Genomic DNA, 18,024 nt, shown 5'->3' with positions numbered 1-18,024 from the left:
TAGTTTGGGGTATACAATCAGCCCGTTTATTTTCAACAGTACGAGCATTCAGCTACTGCGCTCCGCCCGAACACGCTGTGCCCGCTCTTGCAGCTCGCGAACCACATCCGTCTTCACACGGCGGCCGCCCAATGCTCCGTGGAATACATCTCCCTTGCGAGCTCCGTGGAAGTCAGAGCCTGCAGTCTGCAGTAAGCCCCTCGCACATGCCATTTCTTTATAGCGCTTAGCATCTTCTGCAGAATGATCCGAGTGCCATACCTCAATGCCGTCCCATGGGGCTGCATCCAACAAGCGAACGACAAGATCATCCCGATGATAAATCCCAGGATGGGCCATAACCGCAGCGCCGCCGGCATCGTGAATCCATGCAACTGCCTCCTGCGAACGAATGCGAGGAGGGTTCACATACGCCTTTCCTCCAGCACCCAGATACTCGTCGAAAGCCTCCTTCATATTTTGAACAATTCCTCGGCGAACTAAGGCATCTGCAATATGAGGACGCCCTACTGTCTCTCCAGGAGACAGCGGCCGTCCCAGTTCCGACACCACTTCTTCCATCGTGAGCGGGATTCCCAGCTCCGTCAGCTTCGCAACGAGCATTTCATTGCGACGATCCCGAACTGCTCTAAGCTCAGCCAGCCGCTCCAGCAGCTTTGTATTCGAAATATCCAGGAAATAACCGAGCACATGAATGTCGATACCGTCTTCAACCGTACTAATCTCAACACCAGGCACGACTTGAACACCATATTGCTCTCCAGCAGCAACCGCCTCCGGCACACCCAGCACGGTATCATGATCGGTAATCGCTACAGCATGCAGACCGGCCAAATAGGCAAGCTTCACATTATAAGCAGGCGTTGTCATCCCGTCTGATGCAATTGTATGGGTATGCAGATCCGCGCCACCGTGCTCCTCACTTGAACCTCCCGCTCCTTGTGGAGCGTATAACATGGTCTCCTCTGCTTGAATGTCGTCAGATCTCTTATTCATCTTATCAGCCCCTTATCATGTCGATTGCGAAGCATCGTCAGCAGCGCTGTCGCAGGCAGTGACAAAAGATCAGCTTGAGCATGTACCGCATAAAATTGCCGTTTCACACTCACCTGTCGGATACGAACAGTCTTCACCAACCCTAACGCCTCCTCATGCCGCACAACAGATGGTGACAGCATCGTTACCCCAATTCCTGCCTCAACAGCCGATTTCACAGCTCCCGTACTCCCCAGTTCCATGACTACATGAAGTCTTTCCGGTTCAATTCCGAGACGCCGAAGCGCTTCCTCCATAACAATTCGTGTACCGGATCCGATTTCCCGCAGCACAAATGGATAGGACAGGACATCCTCAAGCTTTACTTCATTTGCTGCGGCCAAAACATGATCCCGAGGTACGACGAGCATCAACTCGTCTTCCATGATTGGTTCAACGTGTATGTCGTGATCCGCCACTGGGGCCTCCACAAGTCCAAGATGCAATTGTTGACTGCGAATACCATCTACAATTTGCGAGCTGTTCATCACCCGTAATTGAATATCCAATTGCGGGTGCAGCTTGGCAAATTGACCGAGGATCGGCGGCAAAATATATTCACCAATGGTCAAACTCGCCGCAAGCACAAGTTTGCCATGCAAGTCGAGTGTGTAATTCGACATCATTTCCTCTGTTTCACGAACAAGCTCCATACAACGATGTGCATAAGGGAACAGCTTATGGCCCGCCTCAGACAATTGCAGCTTCTTCGTAGAACGGTGCAGCAGCTTTGTGCCGAAATACTCTTCCAATGCCTGAATCTGCATCGTTACTGCCGGCTGCGTCATATGCAGCGCTTGTGCCGCAGCCGAAAAGCTTCCTCTTGTTGCGACGTTGTAGAATATATGCAGCTGATGAAAATTCAACCCCATACGCCTTTCCCCTCTTTCCTGCTTCCTAGCCTCTATTATAGCGTAAAATTGCGCGATTCCATAAAACATGTATCTCATCCGATGCTCCATCTGCAGGCATTGCAGATCCAGCTGTCCGGGGCTATTGTCATAAACATATCAAAAAAGCCAATCAGATGATCTGATTGGCCTAGTGTGTATGTGTGATCCATCGAAGCATTCATCTATGCTTGCGGCTGTTCTTCACCAACGTCATGCGCCGCGAGTGCCGCAGCCATGAATAATAAGTCTTTAAATCACGCAGTTCCATCGTTTCCGACATTTTGCCGAGAAACGTAACGATGATCATCTTGGATAACGGATCGCCCGCCAAATCAAACTCCGTGTCAGATTCCACGAACTCTGCTACCACGACCAAATCATCATCAATTAAGAACACGTCCTGCTCATTGCGATAGTAAGAAATGATCCGATTCTGCTTCAAGCTGTCCCATATAAACGCCGCTATTGATTCAACATCCGCCTCTTCCTTCGCGATACGGTCAATCCAGCGGGATCGCGCATGATTCGTTATGACAACATTGGCTACTTTCTTATCGCCTAACAACACATAGAAAGGTTCATAGGTGCTCCATCGATTCATTACTTTATCTCTCATTGGCTTCACCACTCTCCACCATGTTAGGTCTTTTTATCTATGTATATATACCCATTATATTACATGATGTGTCAACTGTTCTCAAGTTCAGGAATGAACTTTTTCACTCATTTTAGGAAAACTTTAACATCAAAATCGGATTTTGCAAAAAAATAGCAGACCCCTCCAACACACGGAGTGGTCTGCATATCCGTTACTACCATTACATTCCGTAAAAACGAGTTTTATCTGGAACATCCTTGCTGTATTCCGTTTTAATCTCGTTGCGATACGAGCGCTCGATTTTCTTTACATAATTTAGGCGCTTCATATTTTTAACTGTATCTTCCGCCTTTTCCGCGTTCACGTATAAGACGGCATATTGCATTTTCTTTGACACATAATGAAGCGTCCCATATTTATCCAAGTTACGAGCAGCCTTCACATCGCTTACCCATACGATATACCCCGTCCGTTCAGGAACCATAACACTTGCCCTCCCCCTGCCGTTCTACTAGGAACAGCTGCTGCAACCACCGCTGCATCCGCCGCTACCACATCCACCCTTCGGCTGTGGATCATTGCTCGGCACCTTGATCGTTTCAGACACGGCAAGAGCAATTGTTTCTGACAAGTGATGCAGCAGCTTATCAACTGCTTCCTCGGCTTGCTTGAATTGATATACTGCTTCTATAGACTCCAGCTCTTGTTGTACAGCGAGCACTTCATCCTTTGCCTTATGATAATCGGGATGGAAGTGGCCGAACCGCTCCGCCTCTTCGAAGCGTTCCTTCTTGCGGGCAAATTCGCGTACGAGCTGCTTTACCTGCTCATTGCCTTCCATGCGTTCTTTCCACATCACATAATCGGCAACCTCTATCGACTGGTTGATCATGTCGCCTAATTCATATGCATTGGTGAGCAGAACGGCCATATCGGCAACATCTTGTTTTTCTTCTATTGGCACGTTATCACGCTCAATTCTTTGTAGAGTAGTACGATGAGGGACAGAGCAGTCCAACCCTACAGCAGCCCCTCGGGTACGATCAAGCGTACCCTGTCCCACTTCTCAGGAGACAATTGAACCGGCTTGTCACTTGACAAGCAAGGCAGCACGTAAGCCGTTATCGCCCAGCCCAGGTCATCAGAACTTGTTGAGGTCAACGGAACGATTACCTGTAATCTTCCCTCTTCCTCAACTTCAAGCTGTGTCTGATGCCGGATAGCAGCCATCACCATATCCCGCTTCGTCGAGGTATGATAGGATCGCAAAGCCTTCGTCCACTGGCCGGAAATATCATTATAACTAGCCTCTTCTGCATCTTGTGCGAGTAAACCGGTATCCATTTCATAATACTGCAATGAGGATGGACTGTAAACTGGCCCTTTAAGATCCGCTTCCTCCGCCACTTGCCCATGATTCCCATCCTGCCACAGCTTCGGCATACGTCTTCGTTCCTCACCGCCCCAGCGCTTTAAGGGCGGCAATTCGAAACGAATCAGTTGACTCTCAACCTCATCCACATGATCTCGATCTACAATGTAATCTTCAGAGCTTATTGGAACAAGCCAGTTCCTGAGCACCTCGGAACTTTCCATCGCTGATTGCACAGCTTGGGCCGTATCCGAGTCTGCACAACGAAGAAGAACCACTTCCGAGAACTGAATTCTTCCGTATTGTCGCCCCCACATTTCGATAGCGTCACGTACTGGATCCGGCACCCCAGTCAACGAACACCTCTCTAGGAAGGAGAGAACGGATTGAACCGACCGACCGTGCTCCAATCCGTTTTCGAACGATTCGCGGGTAAGACGATAGGTATCCATCTGGTCGGAATTCCATAGCTGGGCAAATACCTCCAATTCGAAGCGGATGAGAAACGAAGCATGAGGAGGCACCATAATCTCGAAATCCGGTTGTACAAATAGAACCCGTTCCTGTTCATCCTCTTCTTGATACACAGTGCGGAACATCCAGCAGTCATCAGCTTCCCCGACATCGCACAGCCCTAATGCATGGGATGTACGCAGCCACTCCTTTATTTGCTGCCGCACTGTGTCAAATGTGACATTCCCAATATCGAGCCATCCGAGATCACGACAGGCATGTCCGACAATTTCATCCGAGCTCCACTTACCCATCCTTCCGAAATGGAGCACCGCATATGCAACATGTCTTATCAATGCCTCATTTGGTAAATAGTGCTCAATGACAACCTCGGCAATTGCCCGCAGCGCTTCCTGTGAAGGCAAGTTGAGCCACTTTTTCAATTGGTCGTTCTCCACTGTATAGCTTGTTGCATCTTTGCGCAGCAGCCCAAGTCGAAGTGCCGTATCAAGCACAATGGCTACATGTATCGGCATCGACTCAGCGAAAGGTATTTTGACGTTCCAGCCAGCAAATACCTGTCCATGCAGACAAAGCAAGGAATCGAGCCTTGAGATCGCCCTTTTATGCAGTACTCCCTTGGCCGTAAGAGGCAGTCCTTCATTCAGCGCATACACAAGGAGTTGGAACAAGTCCCTCAACATTCCCTTGGAGGATTCTACCGATATGACATTGCTTCCATCAAGGGGTTGAAGTGAGTACAGCCATTCATCTCCTGACTTCGTCCCCTTGGACTGAGGGACATTTTCCAAGTCCATTCTATCTAATCGAAATGCAAGCAGGCGCTCATAAACATCCTTAGGAATAAAAAAGAGCCGTTCTCCCCAGGTTGTCCGCACACTCGCCAATAAACCTGATTTCAATAATGGGCCGCAAGCGGCACGCAGCATTGCACCTGTTGCCATAGGACCGTGCCATTTGTGCAATGCGTCTAATGCGAAAGGAAGCGTAGCCGTTCGATTGAACATGACATCATACGAGGCTCTATGCTCCTCCGGCAGCGCTGCATAAGCCTCGACAATCTGAACAGGATTGTCGCTGAATTTTTGCCATTGCTGGCTGAATGAATGCTCCTTATTTTGTTCCATTCGCTTCCATAGTTGATACGTATTCATGACAGTCCTCCTGCTGCTCAATTGCATATTGATACCCTTGCTCTACTAGAAACCGCTGCCGCTTCATCGCATAATCCCGTTCCTTTGTATCCTCGCTTACGACCGAATAGAAACTGGCTTGTCTGCCATCCGCCTTGGGACGAAGCAGCCGCCCAAGCCGCTGGGCCTCTTCTTGTCTCGAACCGAAGCTTCCTGACACTTGAATAGCTACCGTTGCATCCGGCAAATCTACAGCAAAATTAGCAACCTTGGAGACAATAAGCACCTCTATCGAGCCTTGCTTGAACTGAGCATACAGCTGCTCACGTTCTTCTTGCGGTGTTTTTCCTGTCAGTACAGGTGCTGACAAAGATTGTGACAACCGATCCAACTGCTGCAAGTATTGTCCGATAATCAACGTTGGAAGCTTCGGATGGCGCTTCAAGATCCGCTTTACCGCTTCTATCTTCAATTCATTCTCTCCAGCGATCCTTGCCTTATCTCGCTCTCCCGCTTGAAGATAATACTTCCTGCCTTCCTCTGACAAAGGCACTCGCACTTCCACGCAATCGACCTCTGCGATCCACCCGTCCTGCTCCAGCTCCTTCCAGGGCAGTTCGTACCGCTTTGGGCCAATTAGGGAAAATACATCCCGTTCGCAGCCATCTTCACGGACGAGCGTAGCAGTCAAGCCAAGCCGCCGTGTGGCCTGCAAATCAGCCGTCGTGCGAAATACCGGAGCCGGAAGCAAATGTACTTCATCATAGATGATCAACCCCCAATCCCGCTCATGGAACAGGTGCATATGCTGGCACTCACGTTCTTTATCCTGACGGTAGGTCATCATCTGATAGGTAGATATTGTAACAGGTCTTACTTGCTTGGATTTACCGGTATATTCACCAACTTGTTCATCCAACAATGTCGTCCGGGTTAAAATCTCCCGCTTCCACTGCTTCACGGAAGTCGTGTTCGAGGTTAGAATTAAGGTCTCGCTTTGTAATTCTGTCATGGCGGTTATTCCAACGATCGTTTTGCCCGCCCCACACGGCAGCACAATGACGCCATCTCCAGCTGCACGCTTCGCGCTGCCGATAAATGCCTGCACAGCTTCGCGCTGGTAATCCCGTACTTGAAAGCCCCCCTGCTCTTTCAATTGAAAATCAAGCGGCTCTCCATCTCTGTAACCAACCCTGTCCACGATCGGATACCCAGCATTGGCAAGCGCTCGCTTCAAGCGGCCACGGTGCTTCGCTAATATCGCTACAATTCCATCCTGCGGCTTCCCTGTAAAAAGTCTGCCTACCTCCCGATCCGATAGCATCCGATCCAACACTTTAGGATCCTTGGCGTGCAGGGTGATGCTCGCATCTCGCTCTTCTCCATGCAGAACGAATAAGCCATACCGCCCCATCCACATCGCGATCTCTTGCTTGACCTTTACAGGAACAGGGTATGTCGCATATGTATCCAGCACCGCGCATACCATCTCCGCAGTCTTCCCGCTCGCCGCAGCATTCCACAGCGTGATTGGGGTCATACGAAAGGTATGGAGTCCTTGCGGATGCTTCATTAACTCTGCAAATCCCAGTAGGGCACGGCGAATGTCTGAATAACTGGTAGACTGCGCATTAACCAATATCGTCATATCCTGCTGCACAACAAGTGCAAACGTCTCTCTTGCCATTTGTTGCACCTCCCCTCGTTTTCTTCATCAATCAAGTCAAACTATTTCACCTAGTGTAAAGCTGTATTCCAACGCCCTTCTTATGAGGCCGCAGAATGCAAAAAAGTTCATCTCTCCCCTATAGCAGAAGACGAGATGAACTGTTCCTGTGTCCTTAACTAGCCCTAATGTGTATAAGGCGATTCAGATATCTCGCTGAGCGCCTGACCTGCTTCATCGGCGAACGGTGTCCGCTTCGCTAGATCACCGATCGATACGATTCCTACGAGCTTGCCGTTCTTCACTACAGGCAGTCGGCGAACCTGCTGCTCAGCCATTAACGCTGCTGCTTCATCAATCGTCGCATCCGGCGATATACTAACCAGTTCTTCTGTCATAATATGCGAAATGCGCGTCGAGCCTGGGTGCTTGCTCGCAATCCCGCGCAGCACCAAATCCCGATCCGTTACTGCCCCAACGAGCCGTTCACCATCTACAATCGGAATAAATCCCGTATCATATTGCTTCATTTTGACGGCTGCCTCATAAATGTTGTCCAATACTGTGCATGTGGCACAGGTTGTCGTCATTACCTCTTGTACCGTTGACATCAGCATCCTCCTATTCAGGCATAGGATGCCCCAATTGGCGAAACATATCCAAGCGAGCCAATCACTTCTTCGGCATAGTGCGATCTAATGCTCATTCATTTTAAATATCAGCCATTTACATGTTTTTACTACAGATTAATCCCGTTACGTATTCTATACTACTATATCACATGCAACCAATGGTTACTTTTGCTCGGCTAATGCATCCATTGCTAATCCGATTAACATTTGCCCCGCAATCAGCATGGCAGACTCCTCAAAATCGAACTTCGGATGGTGGTGTGGATAACGAGCATGATCCTCATTTCCCGCTCCTACAAGTACGAAGCAACCCGGTATCTGCTTTACATAATAGGCAAAATCTTCAGCAGGCATCATCATTTCTGCTTCCCGAACGCAATCTTGACCGACCACTTCATCTGCAATGCGGAATACGCGTTCAGCCTCGCTGCCATCATTAACAAGTGCTGGATAGCCAACACGGAATTCCATCTCATATTCGGCTTCATGCATCGCGCACGTCAGCTCTACAATACGTTCGAAGCGCTGCCGTAGCAGCTGTCGAACTTCTGGATCGAAGGAACGAATCGTCCCCTTCAGTTCAGCTCGATCAGCAATAATATTCTGTGTCGTGCCTGCCTGAAGAGAGCCCACAGATATAACAGCCGGCTGAAGCGGAGATACATTGCGGCTCACAATCGACTGCAGCTGCTGTACAAGCGATGCCCCAATAAGGACGGCATCCGTACATAAATGCGGCATCCCCCCATGACCGCCCTTCCCTGCAATCGTCAAGCGGAAATCATCTACAGCTGCCATCATCGATCCTTCGCGTGTAGCTACAATGCCTGTAGGAATCGGCGTCCACAGATGAACGCCATAGATCCGATTCACACCTTCGAGCGCTCCATCACGAATCATCGCCTGGGCCCCGCCAGGACTAACCTCTTCCGCAGGCTGGAACAGCAATCGAATTTCTCCCGTCCATAGGCTGCGCTGCTCTGACAACACTTTGGCTACCGACAGCAGCGTAGCTGTGTGCCCATCATGACCACATGCATGCATGACGCCAGGAACCTGTGAGCGATAATCGCACTGCTTCTCATCTTGAATCGGAAGCGCATCCATGTCTGCGCGCAGAGCAACGACAGCACCATCGCCGTTGCGAATCCGGCCTATCAGACCATTTCCGCCAATGCCGGTTTCAACCTCAATTCCGAAGGAACGCAACTGATTCGCTACAAATGTGGCTGTTTTCGACTCTTCATAGGACAGTTCCGGATTCTGATGCAAATAACGCCGCCATGCGATCGTCTGCTCAAACTGTGTTGACAAAGCTTCCTTCCATAAGGACGATGCTTGAGACACACTCATCCTTCTCTCCCCCTACCTTCACATTTCCAATATTGTACCATACCCCCGTAATCTACCGTAGATATCTTTGCATGATTTTGACCGATGCGCCGGTTCATGCGGTAACCACGCTAGGGATCTCTTGCGCAAGCGTAGGAAACATACTATCATGGAAATGAGTAAAGATGGTTGTACTTATAAGGTAGACGAGAACTCGAAGGAGGAAAGTGGTACATGATAATCGAAAATTCTGGCCTGATTGGGCTTGAATCCGACCTTGCTTATCTTGACGAAGCAATGGAAAAGCTCGGTTTCGTACGAGGCCAATGGGAGTATTACCGTGCTACATACGACTTGAAGATGGAAGCAGGCAGCGAAGACTATTACTTGCGTATTAATACACGAGTGAAAGAAGGCAAGCTCGAGAAGCCCGATGCCGTTTTGGCTATTGAAGCGGTCTACATGGGACGTGCGTCTTTCCCGCATGGGTTGGACTATGAAACCCCGATCCCGCAAGCACAGCTCAATACCGCTACTCAACGCCTGCATCAATTGAAGGAAGCGCTCAGCGCGTAGTGGTTCTCACTTGAGTAGAACATACAAACCCATGAAACGAGATACCCCGTCTCCACCAGCCAAAGGCACGCCGGATTTCACCTTGCTCGTGCTTACTTTATTGCTCGTAGGATTCGGTGTCGTCATGGTGTATAGTGCGAGTTCTAGTCTAGCTGCCGTTTCTGCTTTATACAACCACGATGCACTTTACTTCGGCAAACGTCAGCTCATGTGGGCTGGATTAGGATTGATTGCAATGCTGATTGCAATGAATATCCCGTACAAAATGTATAAAAAGTTATTTATCCCTTTATTTATTGTTACGATTATAATGCTGGCTCTCGTTCCTTATATAGGACAAGAGCGAAACGGGGCAAGAAGCTGGTTCGGTATCGGCGGCACCATTGGGGTACAGCCGGCGGAATTGGCTAAGATTTCAATTGTTCTGTACCTGGCCGCCTTAATAACCAAGAAGGGCGAGAAATTTCGAGATTTCAAAAAGGACTTTTCCCTGTCATGATTATCGTCGGCTTCGTTGTCGGCCTGATCATGCTGCAGCCCGACTTTGGATCTGCGATGATTTTGGCCGCCTGCGCCGGTGTAATCGTCATTGCAGGCGGAGCCAACCTGAAGCACATCATGAATTGCCTGTTGGTAGGACTAACAGGTGTGATTGTCGTTTTAGGATTACATTCTTTGCTATCGCCCGGGAAGCTGGCGGACGGATATCAATTCGCCCGCATCCAGTCTTGGCTCGATCCTTTTCAAGATGCACAAGGAACCAGTTATAATTTGCTTCAATCGTTGAAGGCCGTCGCTCATGGCGGATGGACAGGAGCCGGGTTCGGTCAGAGCATCCAGAAGCTGTTGTATCTGCCTTATCCGTATAATGACTTCATCTTCGCCATCATCGCCGAGGAATGGGGCTTTATTGGAACAAGCATTTTCCTGATCGTCTATTTGATGTTCATTTGGCGTGGTATTATAATCGCCCTCCGATGCCCGGATACGTACGGAACGCTTGTGAGCGTCGGCATTATCGGTATTATTGCCGTTCAAGCCTTCATCAACATTGGAGGCGTAACGAGAACGATACCGATTACCGGTGTTACGCTGCCGCTCATTAGTTATGGCGGTTCCTCGCTGCTTATTACGATGGCGAGTATCGGCATATTACTGAGCGTCTCCCGCGAGGCCAATCGGATAAGTCATGATAAAAAGCCAGTTGGCAGCTTGCCGAATTCTCGCGAACGAACAACAAAAAAAGACTACCGACCGCTCAGGTCCGTGTAGTCTTTTTTTGTGTGTTGTGCATGCAAGCATAAGTGCCTATTTGGTGATTCGCTGAATCTCCTCCAGCTCCTCGTCTTTAAATGCGACGCCCTCTACCTTAATATTAATTTCAACGACGTCTAGTCCGGTCATATTCTGAACCGCTTCGCGGACGTTTAATTGCAACTGGCGGCACACTTCCTGAATTGGCATGCCATACATGACAATCACTCGCAGATCTATAGCGGTTTCCACTTGACCTACCTCTACAGATACACCCTTTTGCACGTTCTTGCCGCTCAATCGCTTCGCCCAACCTTCGGACAGTCCGCCTGACATAGCAGCAATACCTGGAGTTTCAAGCGCAGCAAGACCAGCGATTGTGGCGACGACATCGTCGGATATCCGAATGTTACCTTCCTGTGTGTTCAATTGTTCCTCAGCCATCGTCATCCTCCTTTCTGTCTCACCTATATTGTAGACGATTATTGAACATGAAAGCAAACAGAGTATTCAACTCGCCCCAAATTCAGATGTTGCACGATAAAATGGATCAATTGGCCATAGTTTACAAACGAAAATCAGTTCGCTATATTAAATATCAGATATTTTGGCCCAAACAATTTAAACGATAGGAGTGGTCGGTTTGCGCAACCGATTGTTTTTCGCGCTATTGTGCATCACATTCGTCCTAAGCGGGGTAGGTCATTACCTCCATTGGAATATGACAGTGCAATTCGTTATTTCCGCAATCGCGATTATCTTCGTGGCGGGCTTCCTCGGACGATCTACAGAAAGTGTATCCCATTATGCAGGCCAGCGACTTGGAGGATTCCTAAATGCAACCTTCGGTAATGCAGCTGAGCTTATCATCGCGATCTTCCTTGTGCGGGAAGGACTATTCGACATGGTCAAGGCCAGTTTAACAGGAGCAATTATCGGCAACTTGCTGCTTGTATTGGGCCTTAGCTTATTCGTGGGCGGATTAAAGTTTAAAGTGCAGCGATTCAACATTGAGCTTGCCGGAATGAATGGCTCCCTCATGCTGCTTGCTGTCATTGCATTATTTGTGCCCGCCGCATTTTTTACGACCCATTCCATCAGTGCAGAAGGAACGAAGACACTCAGCTTAATCGTAGCAGGTGTATTGATTGCTGCCTATTTACTCTGGCTCGTGTTCTCTATGATTACGCATAAGGACATGCTCGTAGACGAATCGGCGGTTGGTGAAGAGCAAGCCGAAGAAGAGCCTGCTTGGTCCAAATCCAGATCTATCTTTTATCTGCTTCTATCTACGGTCATGGTCGCATTCGTCAGTGAATGGCTTGTTGGCACCCTGGATTCATTCACCGCACAATTCGGCTTATCCGAACTGTTCGTAGGGGCATTCGTGATTGCGATCGTGGGCAATGCTGCAGAACATAGCGCGGCAGTTATGATGGCCATGAAGAACAAGATTGGCGCTGCCGTCGAAATTGCAATTGGCAGCAGCTTGCAAATTGCACTGTTCGTAGCACCGGTGCTCGTCTTCGTCAGTACACTGTTTGGACAAACGATGGATATCGTATTTACAACCATTGAGATGGTGGCAATTGGCGTCTCTGTATTTATAGCCAAATCCATTTCCCAAGACGGTCGTACGAACTGGTACGAAGGCCTGCTGCTGTTAGCTGTGTATGTGATTCTTGGCGTCTCCTTCTATCTCGTCTAAGCGATCCGGTCTATGCGATCTAGCTCAGCTATTAAGCGTGGGGACAGCTTGTCATCAACTTTTTTATACATAATGAACACAAAAAGCTTGGGACTTGTCCCAAGCTTTCTTTGTATTCAGCCGTTACGCTATACGCTCTACATATTTTCTTCTCTATTTATTTCTCTGCTTTGTTCAATGCTTCATACAATACGGCAAGATTCCGCTCTAATCTGCTGACCAGCATACGTCCGACATCCTCTTCTACCAATCCAGCTCTTACCGCAAAGTCCACCTGTCTAGAAAAACCATACATCTGCGTATCTAGCACTTCCTCATAGAGAGGGCAGTAACGCGTCGCCAAGTTCTCCATTTGAACTTGAATGAGTTTCTCTATTTGATGCGCATCATCTTCAAGCAGAGCGAGCGCCTTATCATTGATCTTTTGTACCACATCCGACGAAGACATGCCTGATTTCCCCCCTATGACCCGAAGTCACGTTTGTTCTATTTCTAATATTAGACGATCACGCCCTGTAACACAAGATGCACGGTGAACTTCTATGTGATAAACCGCACATTTCCAGCGCCATGGCAAACGTTCATAAAGGACTGAATGCCTTGCACCGCGCGCATATTTACTGTATCACAGATGTTGCATGGCGACAAAAAATATAATGAACCGTCAACATGAACGTCGCAGTCTCATTCCAATATGAAAGAAGAGCCGAGACAAATCGTCCCGGCCCCCTATTCTTCTCGTTTCGAATTATTCGGCTACAACAGTTACATTCAAACCGTGCTTTGCAAATACCTCAGCCATTGCTGCTTTTGCCTCGTCCACATCTGAACCATGGACATGCAGTTCATAGGCTTGATTACCAACGAGCGTTGTGAACAAGCCAAGAATACTTTTTACGTCAATGTATTTGTTGTCGGCTTGTAACACAATCGAGGATCTGAATTTGTTCGCTGTTTGCGAGATTTCCACAATTGCCGTGTTATTAGACATTGAAATCCCTCCGTCTCAGTAAATCACATCTAAATTTATACGCTTCCATCATACCGTGAATAAGAGTCTTGGCGCAAGGTGAAATCCTTCATTAGAAGCAGGCAAATATAGACTACTTCAAATGTTCAGGATTCAAGCATTCCAGCTCTGGAATGACAAATCGGCCGTCTTTGCGTACGAGCACATCATCAAAGTACATCTCACCGCCGCCGTACTCTGGACGTTGGATCAGAACCAAGTCCCAGTGGATGGACGAGCGATTGCCGTTATCCGCTGTGTCATAGGCTTGGCCCGGTGTGAAATGAATGCTGCCCGCGATCTTTTCATCGAACAAAATATCCTTCATCGGGTGCAAGATGTACGGATTGACGCCAATTGCAAATTCCCCGATGTGGCGAGCCCCTTCATCCGAATCCAAGATTTCATTCAAGCGATCCGTATCGTTGCTTGTTGCCTCCACAATTTTACCGTTCTCAAAACGGAATTTCACGTTCTCGAATGTGAACCCGTTGTAGATGGACGGTGTATTGTAGGACAAGGTGCCATTCACCGAATCACGCACTGGAGCCGTATACACTTCTCCGTCTGGAATGTTCCGTTGTCCGGAGCATTTGACAGAACCAATGTTCTTGATGGAGAAGCTAAGATCTGTTCCTGGTCCGACCAGGCGTACCTTGTCAGTACGATCCATCAAGTTTTTCAAAGCATCCATCGCTGTATCCATTTTGGAATAGTCCAGGTTGCATACATTGAAGTAGAAATCTTCAAACGCCTCTGTCGATGTGTTCGCCCACTGGGCCATTGAAGCGTTCGGGTAGCGGAGCACAACCCATTTCGTGCGTTTTACACGCTCTTCCATATGTACAGGATGGGAGTAAATTGACTCATACAATGCCATCTTATCTTTTGGCACATCTGCCAATTCATTCGCATTCTCCCCTGCACGAATACCGATATACCCCTGCATATTCTGCATACGAAGCAAATCGTACTCTTTCCATGTCTCCATTTGCTCTTTGGTTGCATTCAAGAGAAGCGAACGCAGCACAGAACGATCGGTTAGCTGCACAAACGGACGGCCGCCACGCTTAGCAATCTCGTTCACAATACATGTAACCAGTTCACGCTCAGATCCAATCATCTCTACAAGGATATTTTCCCCTGGCTGTACATCCACAGAGTATCCAACCAAGTTTTTCGCAAGCTCTTCTATTCTTGGGTCTTTCATCCTATGGTTCCTCCTCGGTCGGTTTGCATGATCTTACGATTATCATTGTATCACGATGATCGCATGACGTCAGCGGTTCCTACCGCTGTACAAGTGATACTCTACTCATACAAAAATCGGGACTGCATGTGAACCAGCTCTTCCTTCGGCTCTCCTTGCTCATCATAAGATGAAGTGATCCAACCTTCTACGTAGGCAGGAAGCGAATCACGCTTATTTACCCATACCACATACTTCGCTTGTACCGCTGCATTCTTCAGCTTCGCATAGAGCTCCTTACGGCCTTGAGCAGCAAGGGCTGATAGTTTCTTTTGCAGCTTTTGCTCGTCAGCTTGAGACATGCTGCCCTTCATTTGCTGCAGCTGTACATTTGGTGTAATCAACCGATCATAATCATCAATCAATTGTTTCGTATACATGTGCTTAGCTTGTTCTGCGTCTACATCAACTTGCAATGGAATCAAATCCGCTCGCTGCTTCTCGTCCATGCTCATAATATGCATCTTGCTTGTTGAGCCTGCATGTGTTTGTACAACGGGATCATAACTTGTCAGCGCCTTCACACGCTTGGCCCCATCGATTCTAAGCTCTTCCAATTGTTTAAGCGGATTCCATCTGTTCTCTGTCGTTGTCTGCTCAGCCTGAGGGCTTAACCGCATATAGATCCCCTTATGCTGTTGAATTTCTCCCTCATATCGCAGCTGCTTCGCCAGCAGCTTATCTCTACCTGTTCGAATTTCAGCCATCCCCTGAAAGCGAAACTGATCTTTACCTGCCATGCCATTTAGTGCTCTGTCAAGCAATGCTTCAGGAGGTGTATGATCCGCAATCGAACATCCATGGATCAAAATAGCACCAAGCAGCAGTACTACTGTCCGCGTTATCCTGTTCCACTTTACTCGTACTTTTGCTCTTGTCGTGGTTATCATGTCAATCACCTCCACTATATTCATGAACGAAAAAAGAGGTGGGAAATGTTATTCCCGCCTCTTTTAGCGTTTCACGTCTGTTTTGGAATTATTCGACGGTATCGCAATGCGCTTACCACTCCTTCTTGCTCACTTGAATCCGGTTCCGTCCACCGTTCTTCGCCTCATACAAGGCGACATCTGCCCGGTAGAACAAAGATTCCACACTAATCTTCTCATCCTGCCAATTCCAGTCTGCAATTCCACATGAAACCGTAACACGCGGATCTGTTTCATTGGCCACTCGAGTCCGTATCCGTTCCGCCACACCAAGTGTTTGGGGCAAGGTAAGCTGTGGAAAGTATATTGCAAGCTCCTCACCGCCCCAACGGGCCGCAATGTCTGTTTCTCGAATCGATGAGCGTATGATTCGGCTGACTTGATTCAGAATCTTGTCGCCAATTTGATGACCATAGGAGTCGTTAATATGCTTAAAATAATCAATATCCGCCACAATCAATGACCCACAGAAATCATTCTTTTGCAGCCGATCGATTTGCTTGTCCAAATAATGCCTTGCAAAAAGCCCTGTAAGCTGGTCTTTATTCGCAAGATGTTTCACTCTTGCATGCAAGGTGGCGTTTGCAATAGCAAGACCAATATGAGTAGCAAGCATTTGCAGCAGCTTCAAGTTCTCATACGTAAAGAATTGCGGCCGCTTGTCTGCAAGCAAGACAATCCCAACCAGCTCGCCTCCGCCGAATAACGGAGCTGCAATAACGGAACGCAAGCCGAGCTTCTCGAAGAATTGCATCGAAGCAGGAGTCTGCTCCGTACAGTCAGACACAATTATCGGTTCACGCAGTGAGATCATATAGCCGAACAATCCTTCATCTGCCGGCATATGAGCCCCATCAAACTCTTCTAAATTACAGGATACGACCTCGAAGCGATTCTTCTCAGTATGGAGCTGCAGCAATAGGCAAAATTCAGCACCGAACACCCGCAGCAGTTCATGCGTAGCGTCTCGGAATACATCCCGCAGCCGTAGGCTCTGATTAATTCGCTTCGTCAAATCATTGATAAAACGGAGCTCTTGTATGACTTCATTGGCTTGCTCATGAAGTCGTGCATTCTCAAAAGCCGTCCCTGCTGTCTCTACGACGAGTTGAATGAGCTGCACATCCGAAGGATCAGGATCCTCGCCAAGGAAGCATACCTTCAACACGCCGTATGAGCCTTGCTTACCGCAAAGTGCAAAGGCAACTTCAATATGTCCCTCCTGCGTTCGTCCGTAACATAGTTCGCCCTTCATAAAGGCTTGCATTACAATTGGGTCTCCCCATGACTTGAATACGAGCGTCTTCACCTTCGGATTCACACTATGATGATCTTGCGATAAATACACCTCAATGCTCGATTCCGGCACAAGCCGTTCGACACTTTCCATAATTTGTGTCAATACTGCATCTACATCAATTCGATCATGCATGTGACGCACAACATTATATAGAACATCTCTGCGCTTATATTCTCTTTCAACAACGCGCTGTGTGTACATAAGTTCTTTAATAAATGTATATTCAAATGCAAGATAGAACTGAGCGCGAAGCGCGTGTGTCCACGCTTCGAGTGCTGTCATAGCCTCATTCGGCATCAGCAGTTTATACACAGCGACTGCGAACACATCACGCCCTTCTCGTGTGTGCAGCGGGCACATAACCAATACCCCGTCTCCAATAGCTGCTATCGTCTTGGTTCGCTCTTGCAAACATTCATTCATCGCCTCGCTGGCTCTGCTGTCCGTATCCAGCAGTGACTTATCTCCTGCGAGCCATCCACCGGAATAATCATAAATAGCGCTGCTTCCAATGATGGACAGCGCTTCATTTGGCATATCCTTTAGCCACGCGCGGTAGGCGGATTGCAGCAGTGAGGCAATATACGGAAAGTCATGAGGTGTCACATCACGTTGCAACAACCATCCTTCTATTGCCAATTCATCATCGACAGGAGCGGATTCTTGGTAATCCTTTGTCTCTATCTTTTTCGGTTCTAATTCAATTGTATAATGTGGAAGTTGACGTTCCGTCATCCTCTTCTCCTTCATATTCGAAAGGTTGTTCATTTCCTATCATACATGATTTTTCAATGAAAATGTACTATATCCCGAAAACCAATTCTAAAATTTTGGTCCATTAGAACCATGCCTAAAGATCTAATG

Annotated in this window: 17 protein-coding genes and 1 pseudogene; 3 read left to right on the top strand and 15 right to left on the bottom strand. The window is 48.1% G+C overall.

What is annotated here, in order from left to right; genetic code table 11:
- Positions 1-48 precede the first annotated feature (48 nt).
- From PAV_RS16630 to PAV_RS16590, 9 genes are all read right to left on the bottom strand, one after another.
- The gene (locus PAV_RS16630) at positions 49-996 is read right to left on the bottom strand and encodes a PHP domain-containing protein (RefSeq protein ID WP_005548233.1); all 948 of its coding nucleotides are present in this window, start codon (positions 994-996) and stop codon (positions 49-51) included.
- Complete coding sequence (locus PAV_RS16625; RefSeq protein WP_005548231.1) at positions 993-1,907, bottom strand: selenium metabolism-associated LysR family transcriptional regulator; 915 nt, start codon at positions 1,905-1,907, stop codon at positions 993-995. The genes PAV_RS16630 and PAV_RS16625 overlap by 4 nt, the downstream gene beginning before the upstream one ends.
- Positions 1,908-2,106: 199 nt before the next feature.
- Positions 2,107-2,544 (bottom strand): hypothetical protein, encoded by a 438-nt coding sequence (locus tag PAV_RS16620; protein WP_040736017.1) that lies wholly within the window; start codon positions 2,542-2,544, stop codon positions 2,107-2,109.
- A gap of 202 nt (positions 2,545-2,746) precedes the next feature.
- Entirely contained in the window at positions 2,747-3,010 is a 264-nt protein-coding gene (locus tag PAV_RS16615) for a YlbG family protein (protein WP_005548226.1), read from the bottom strand.
- A gap of 27 nt (positions 3,011-3,037) precedes the next feature.
- Entirely contained in the window at positions 3,038-3,457 is a 420-nt protein-coding gene (locus PAV_RS16610; RefSeq protein WP_040736092.1) for a YlbF/YmcA family competence regulator, read from the bottom strand.
- Positions 3,458-3,546: 89 nt separating this feature from the next.
- Entirely contained in the window at positions 3,547-5,526 is a 1,980-nt protein-coding gene (locus tag PAV_RS16605; RefSeq protein WP_005548223.1) for a helicase-associated domain-containing protein, read from the bottom strand.
- Positions 5,486-7,192 carry a DNA repair helicase XPB gene (locus tag PAV_RS16600; RefSeq protein ID WP_005548221.1) on the bottom strand — a complete coding sequence of 569 codons (1,707 nt, stop codon included), beginning with the start codon at positions 7,190-7,192 and terminating at the stop codon, positions 5,486-5,488. The genes PAV_RS16605 and PAV_RS16600 overlap by 41 nt, the downstream gene beginning before the upstream one ends.
- Positions 7,193-7,356: 164 nt before the next feature.
- Positions 7,357-7,782 carry a CBS domain-containing protein gene (locus tag PAV_RS16595; protein WP_005548219.1) on the bottom strand — a complete coding sequence of 142 codons (426 nt, stop codon included), beginning with the start codon at positions 7,780-7,782 and terminating at the stop codon, positions 7,357-7,359.
- Between the two features lie 183 nt (positions 7,783-7,965).
- Complete coding sequence (locus PAV_RS16590; RefSeq protein WP_005548218.1) at positions 7,966-9,156, bottom strand: M20 metallopeptidase family protein; 1,191 nt, start codon at positions 9,154-9,156, stop codon at positions 7,966-7,968.
- A 213-nt stretch (positions 9,157-9,369) separates the two neighbouring features.
- Here PAV_RS16590 and PAV_RS16585 point away from each other — a divergent pair, with 213 nt between their 5' ends.
- Both PAV_RS16585 and ftsW read left to right on the top strand, forming a co-directional pair.
- Positions 9,370-9,711: a YugN family protein gene (locus tag PAV_RS16585; protein ID WP_005548216.1), complete on the top strand. Its 342-nt coding sequence runs from the start codon at positions 9,370-9,372 to the stop codon at positions 9,709-9,711.
- 31 nt (positions 9,712-9,742) lie between these two features.
- A pseudogene (gene ftsW / locus PAV_RS16580) lies at positions 9,743-10,983 on the top strand (putative lipid II flippase FtsW).
- A 36-nt stretch (positions 10,984-11,019) separates the two neighbouring features.
- On the opposite strand, the gene PAV_RS16575 reads toward ftsW, so the two are convergent.
- Positions 11,020-11,409, bottom strand: coding sequence for an Asp23/Gls24 family envelope stress response protein (locus PAV_RS16575; protein ID WP_005548210.1), 390 nt, complete (start codon positions 11,407-11,409; stop codon positions 11,020-11,022).
- A gap of 199 nt (positions 11,410-11,608) precedes the next feature.
- On the opposite strand from PAV_RS16575, the gene cax reads away from it, so the two are divergent.
- Entirely contained in the window at positions 11,609-12,673 is a 1,065-nt protein-coding gene (gene cax, locus PAV_RS16570; RefSeq protein ID WP_005548208.1) for a calcium/proton exchanger, read from the top strand.
- Between the two features lie 157 nt (positions 12,674-12,830).
- On the opposite strand, the gene PAV_RS16565 is transcribed toward cax, so the two are convergent.
- The 5 genes from PAV_RS16565 to PAV_RS16545 form a co-directional block, all read right to left on the bottom strand.
- Positions 12,831-13,121, bottom strand: a complete 291-nt coding sequence (locus PAV_RS16565; RefSeq protein ID WP_005548206.1) for an Fpa/YlaN family protein — start codon at positions 13,119-13,121, stop codon at positions 12,831-12,833.
- A 300-nt stretch (positions 13,122-13,421) separates the two neighbouring features.
- Positions 13,422-13,664, bottom strand: coding sequence for an HPr family phosphocarrier protein (locus PAV_RS16560; protein WP_005548204.1), 243 nt, complete (start codon positions 13,662-13,664; stop codon positions 13,422-13,424).
- 112 nt (positions 13,665-13,776) lie between these two features.
- A complete protein-coding gene (locus PAV_RS16555; protein ID WP_005548202.1) occupies positions 13,777-14,892 on the bottom strand; it encodes an aminopeptidase in 1,116 nt (371 codons plus the stop codon).
- Between the two features lie 101 nt (positions 14,893-14,993).
- The gene (locus PAV_RS16550; RefSeq protein WP_005548200.1) at positions 14,994-15,821 is read right to left on the bottom strand and encodes a hypothetical protein; all 828 of its coding nucleotides are present in this window, start codon (positions 15,819-15,821) and stop codon (positions 14,994-14,996) included.
- Positions 15,822-15,933: 112 nt separating this feature from the next.
- Complete coding sequence (locus PAV_RS16545) at positions 15,934-17,895, bottom strand: sensor domain-containing diguanylate cyclase (protein WP_005548198.1); 1,962 nt, start codon at positions 17,893-17,895, stop codon at positions 15,934-15,936.
- Between the last annotated feature and the right edge of the window lie 129 nt (positions 17,896-18,024).

This window comes from Paenibacillus alvei DSM 29 (assembly GCF_000293805.1).
Taxonomy (GTDB): domain Bacteria; phylum Bacillota; class Bacilli; order Paenibacillales; family Paenibacillaceae; genus Paenibacillus_B; species Paenibacillus_B alvei.
The sequence above is the reverse complement of the archived record's forward strand: the minus strand, read 5'-3'. Positions and strand labels throughout refer to the sequence as shown.

Bases quoted from the DNA above. Each gene is read 5' to 3' on its own strand.
- PAV_RS16630 (WP_005548233.1), bottom strand. From the start codon at position 996: ATGAATAAGAGATCTGACGACATTCAAGCAGAGGAGACCATGTTATAC.
- PAV_RS16625 (WP_005548231.1), bottom strand. From the start codon at position 1,907: ATGGGGTTGAATTTTCATCAGCTGCATATATTCTACAACGTCGCAACA.
- PAV_RS16620 (WP_040736017.1), bottom strand. From the start codon at position 2,544: ATGAGAGATAAAGTAATGAATCGATGGAGCACCTATGAACCTTTCTAT.
- PAV_RS16615 (WP_005548226.1), bottom strand. From the start codon at position 3,010: ATGGTTCCTGAACGGACGGGGTATATCGTATGGGTAAGCGATGTGAAG.
- PAV_RS16610 (WP_040736092.1), bottom strand. From the start codon at position 3,457: ATGGCCGTTCTGCTCACCAATGCATATGAATTAGGCGACATGATCAAC.
- PAV_RS16605 (WP_005548223.1), bottom strand. From the start codon at position 5,526: ATGAATACGTATCAACTATGGAAGCGAATGGAACAAAATAAGGAGCAT.
- PAV_RS16600 (WP_005548221.1), bottom strand. From the start codon at position 7,192: ATGGCAAGAGAGACGTTTGCACTTGTTGTGCAGCAGGATATGACGATA.
- PAV_RS16595 (WP_005548219.1), bottom strand. From the start codon at position 7,782: ATGTCAACGGTACAAGAGGTAATGACGACAACCTGTGCCACATGCACA.
- PAV_RS16590 (WP_005548218.1), bottom strand. From the start codon at position 9,156: ATGAGTGTGTCTCAAGCATCGTCCTTATGGAAGGAAGCTTTGTCAACA.
- PAV_RS16585 (WP_005548216.1), top strand. From the start codon at position 9,370: ATGATAATCGAAAATTCTGGCCTGATTGGGCTTGAATCCGACCTTGCT.
- PAV_RS16575 (WP_005548210.1), bottom strand. From the start codon at position 11,409: ATGGCTGAGGAACAATTGAACACACAGGAAGGTAACATTCGGATATCC.
- PAV_RS16565 (WP_005548206.1), bottom strand. From the start codon at position 13,121: ATGTCTTCGTCGGATGTGGTACAAAAGATCAATGATAAGGCGCTCGCT.
- PAV_RS16560 (WP_005548204.1), bottom strand. From the start codon at position 13,664: ATGTCTAATAACACGGCAATTGTGGAAATCTCGCAAACAGCGAACAAA.
- PAV_RS16555 (WP_005548202.1), bottom strand. From the start codon at position 14,892: ATGAAAGACCCAAGAATAGAAGAGCTTGCGAAAAACTTGGTTGGATAC.
- PAV_RS16550 (WP_005548200.1), bottom strand. From the start codon at position 15,821: ATGATAACCACGACAAGAGCAAAAGTACGAGTAAAGTGGAACAGGATA.
- PAV_RS16545 (WP_005548198.1), bottom strand. From the start codon at position 17,895: ATGACGGAACGTCAACTTCCACATTATACAATTGAATTAGAACCGAAA.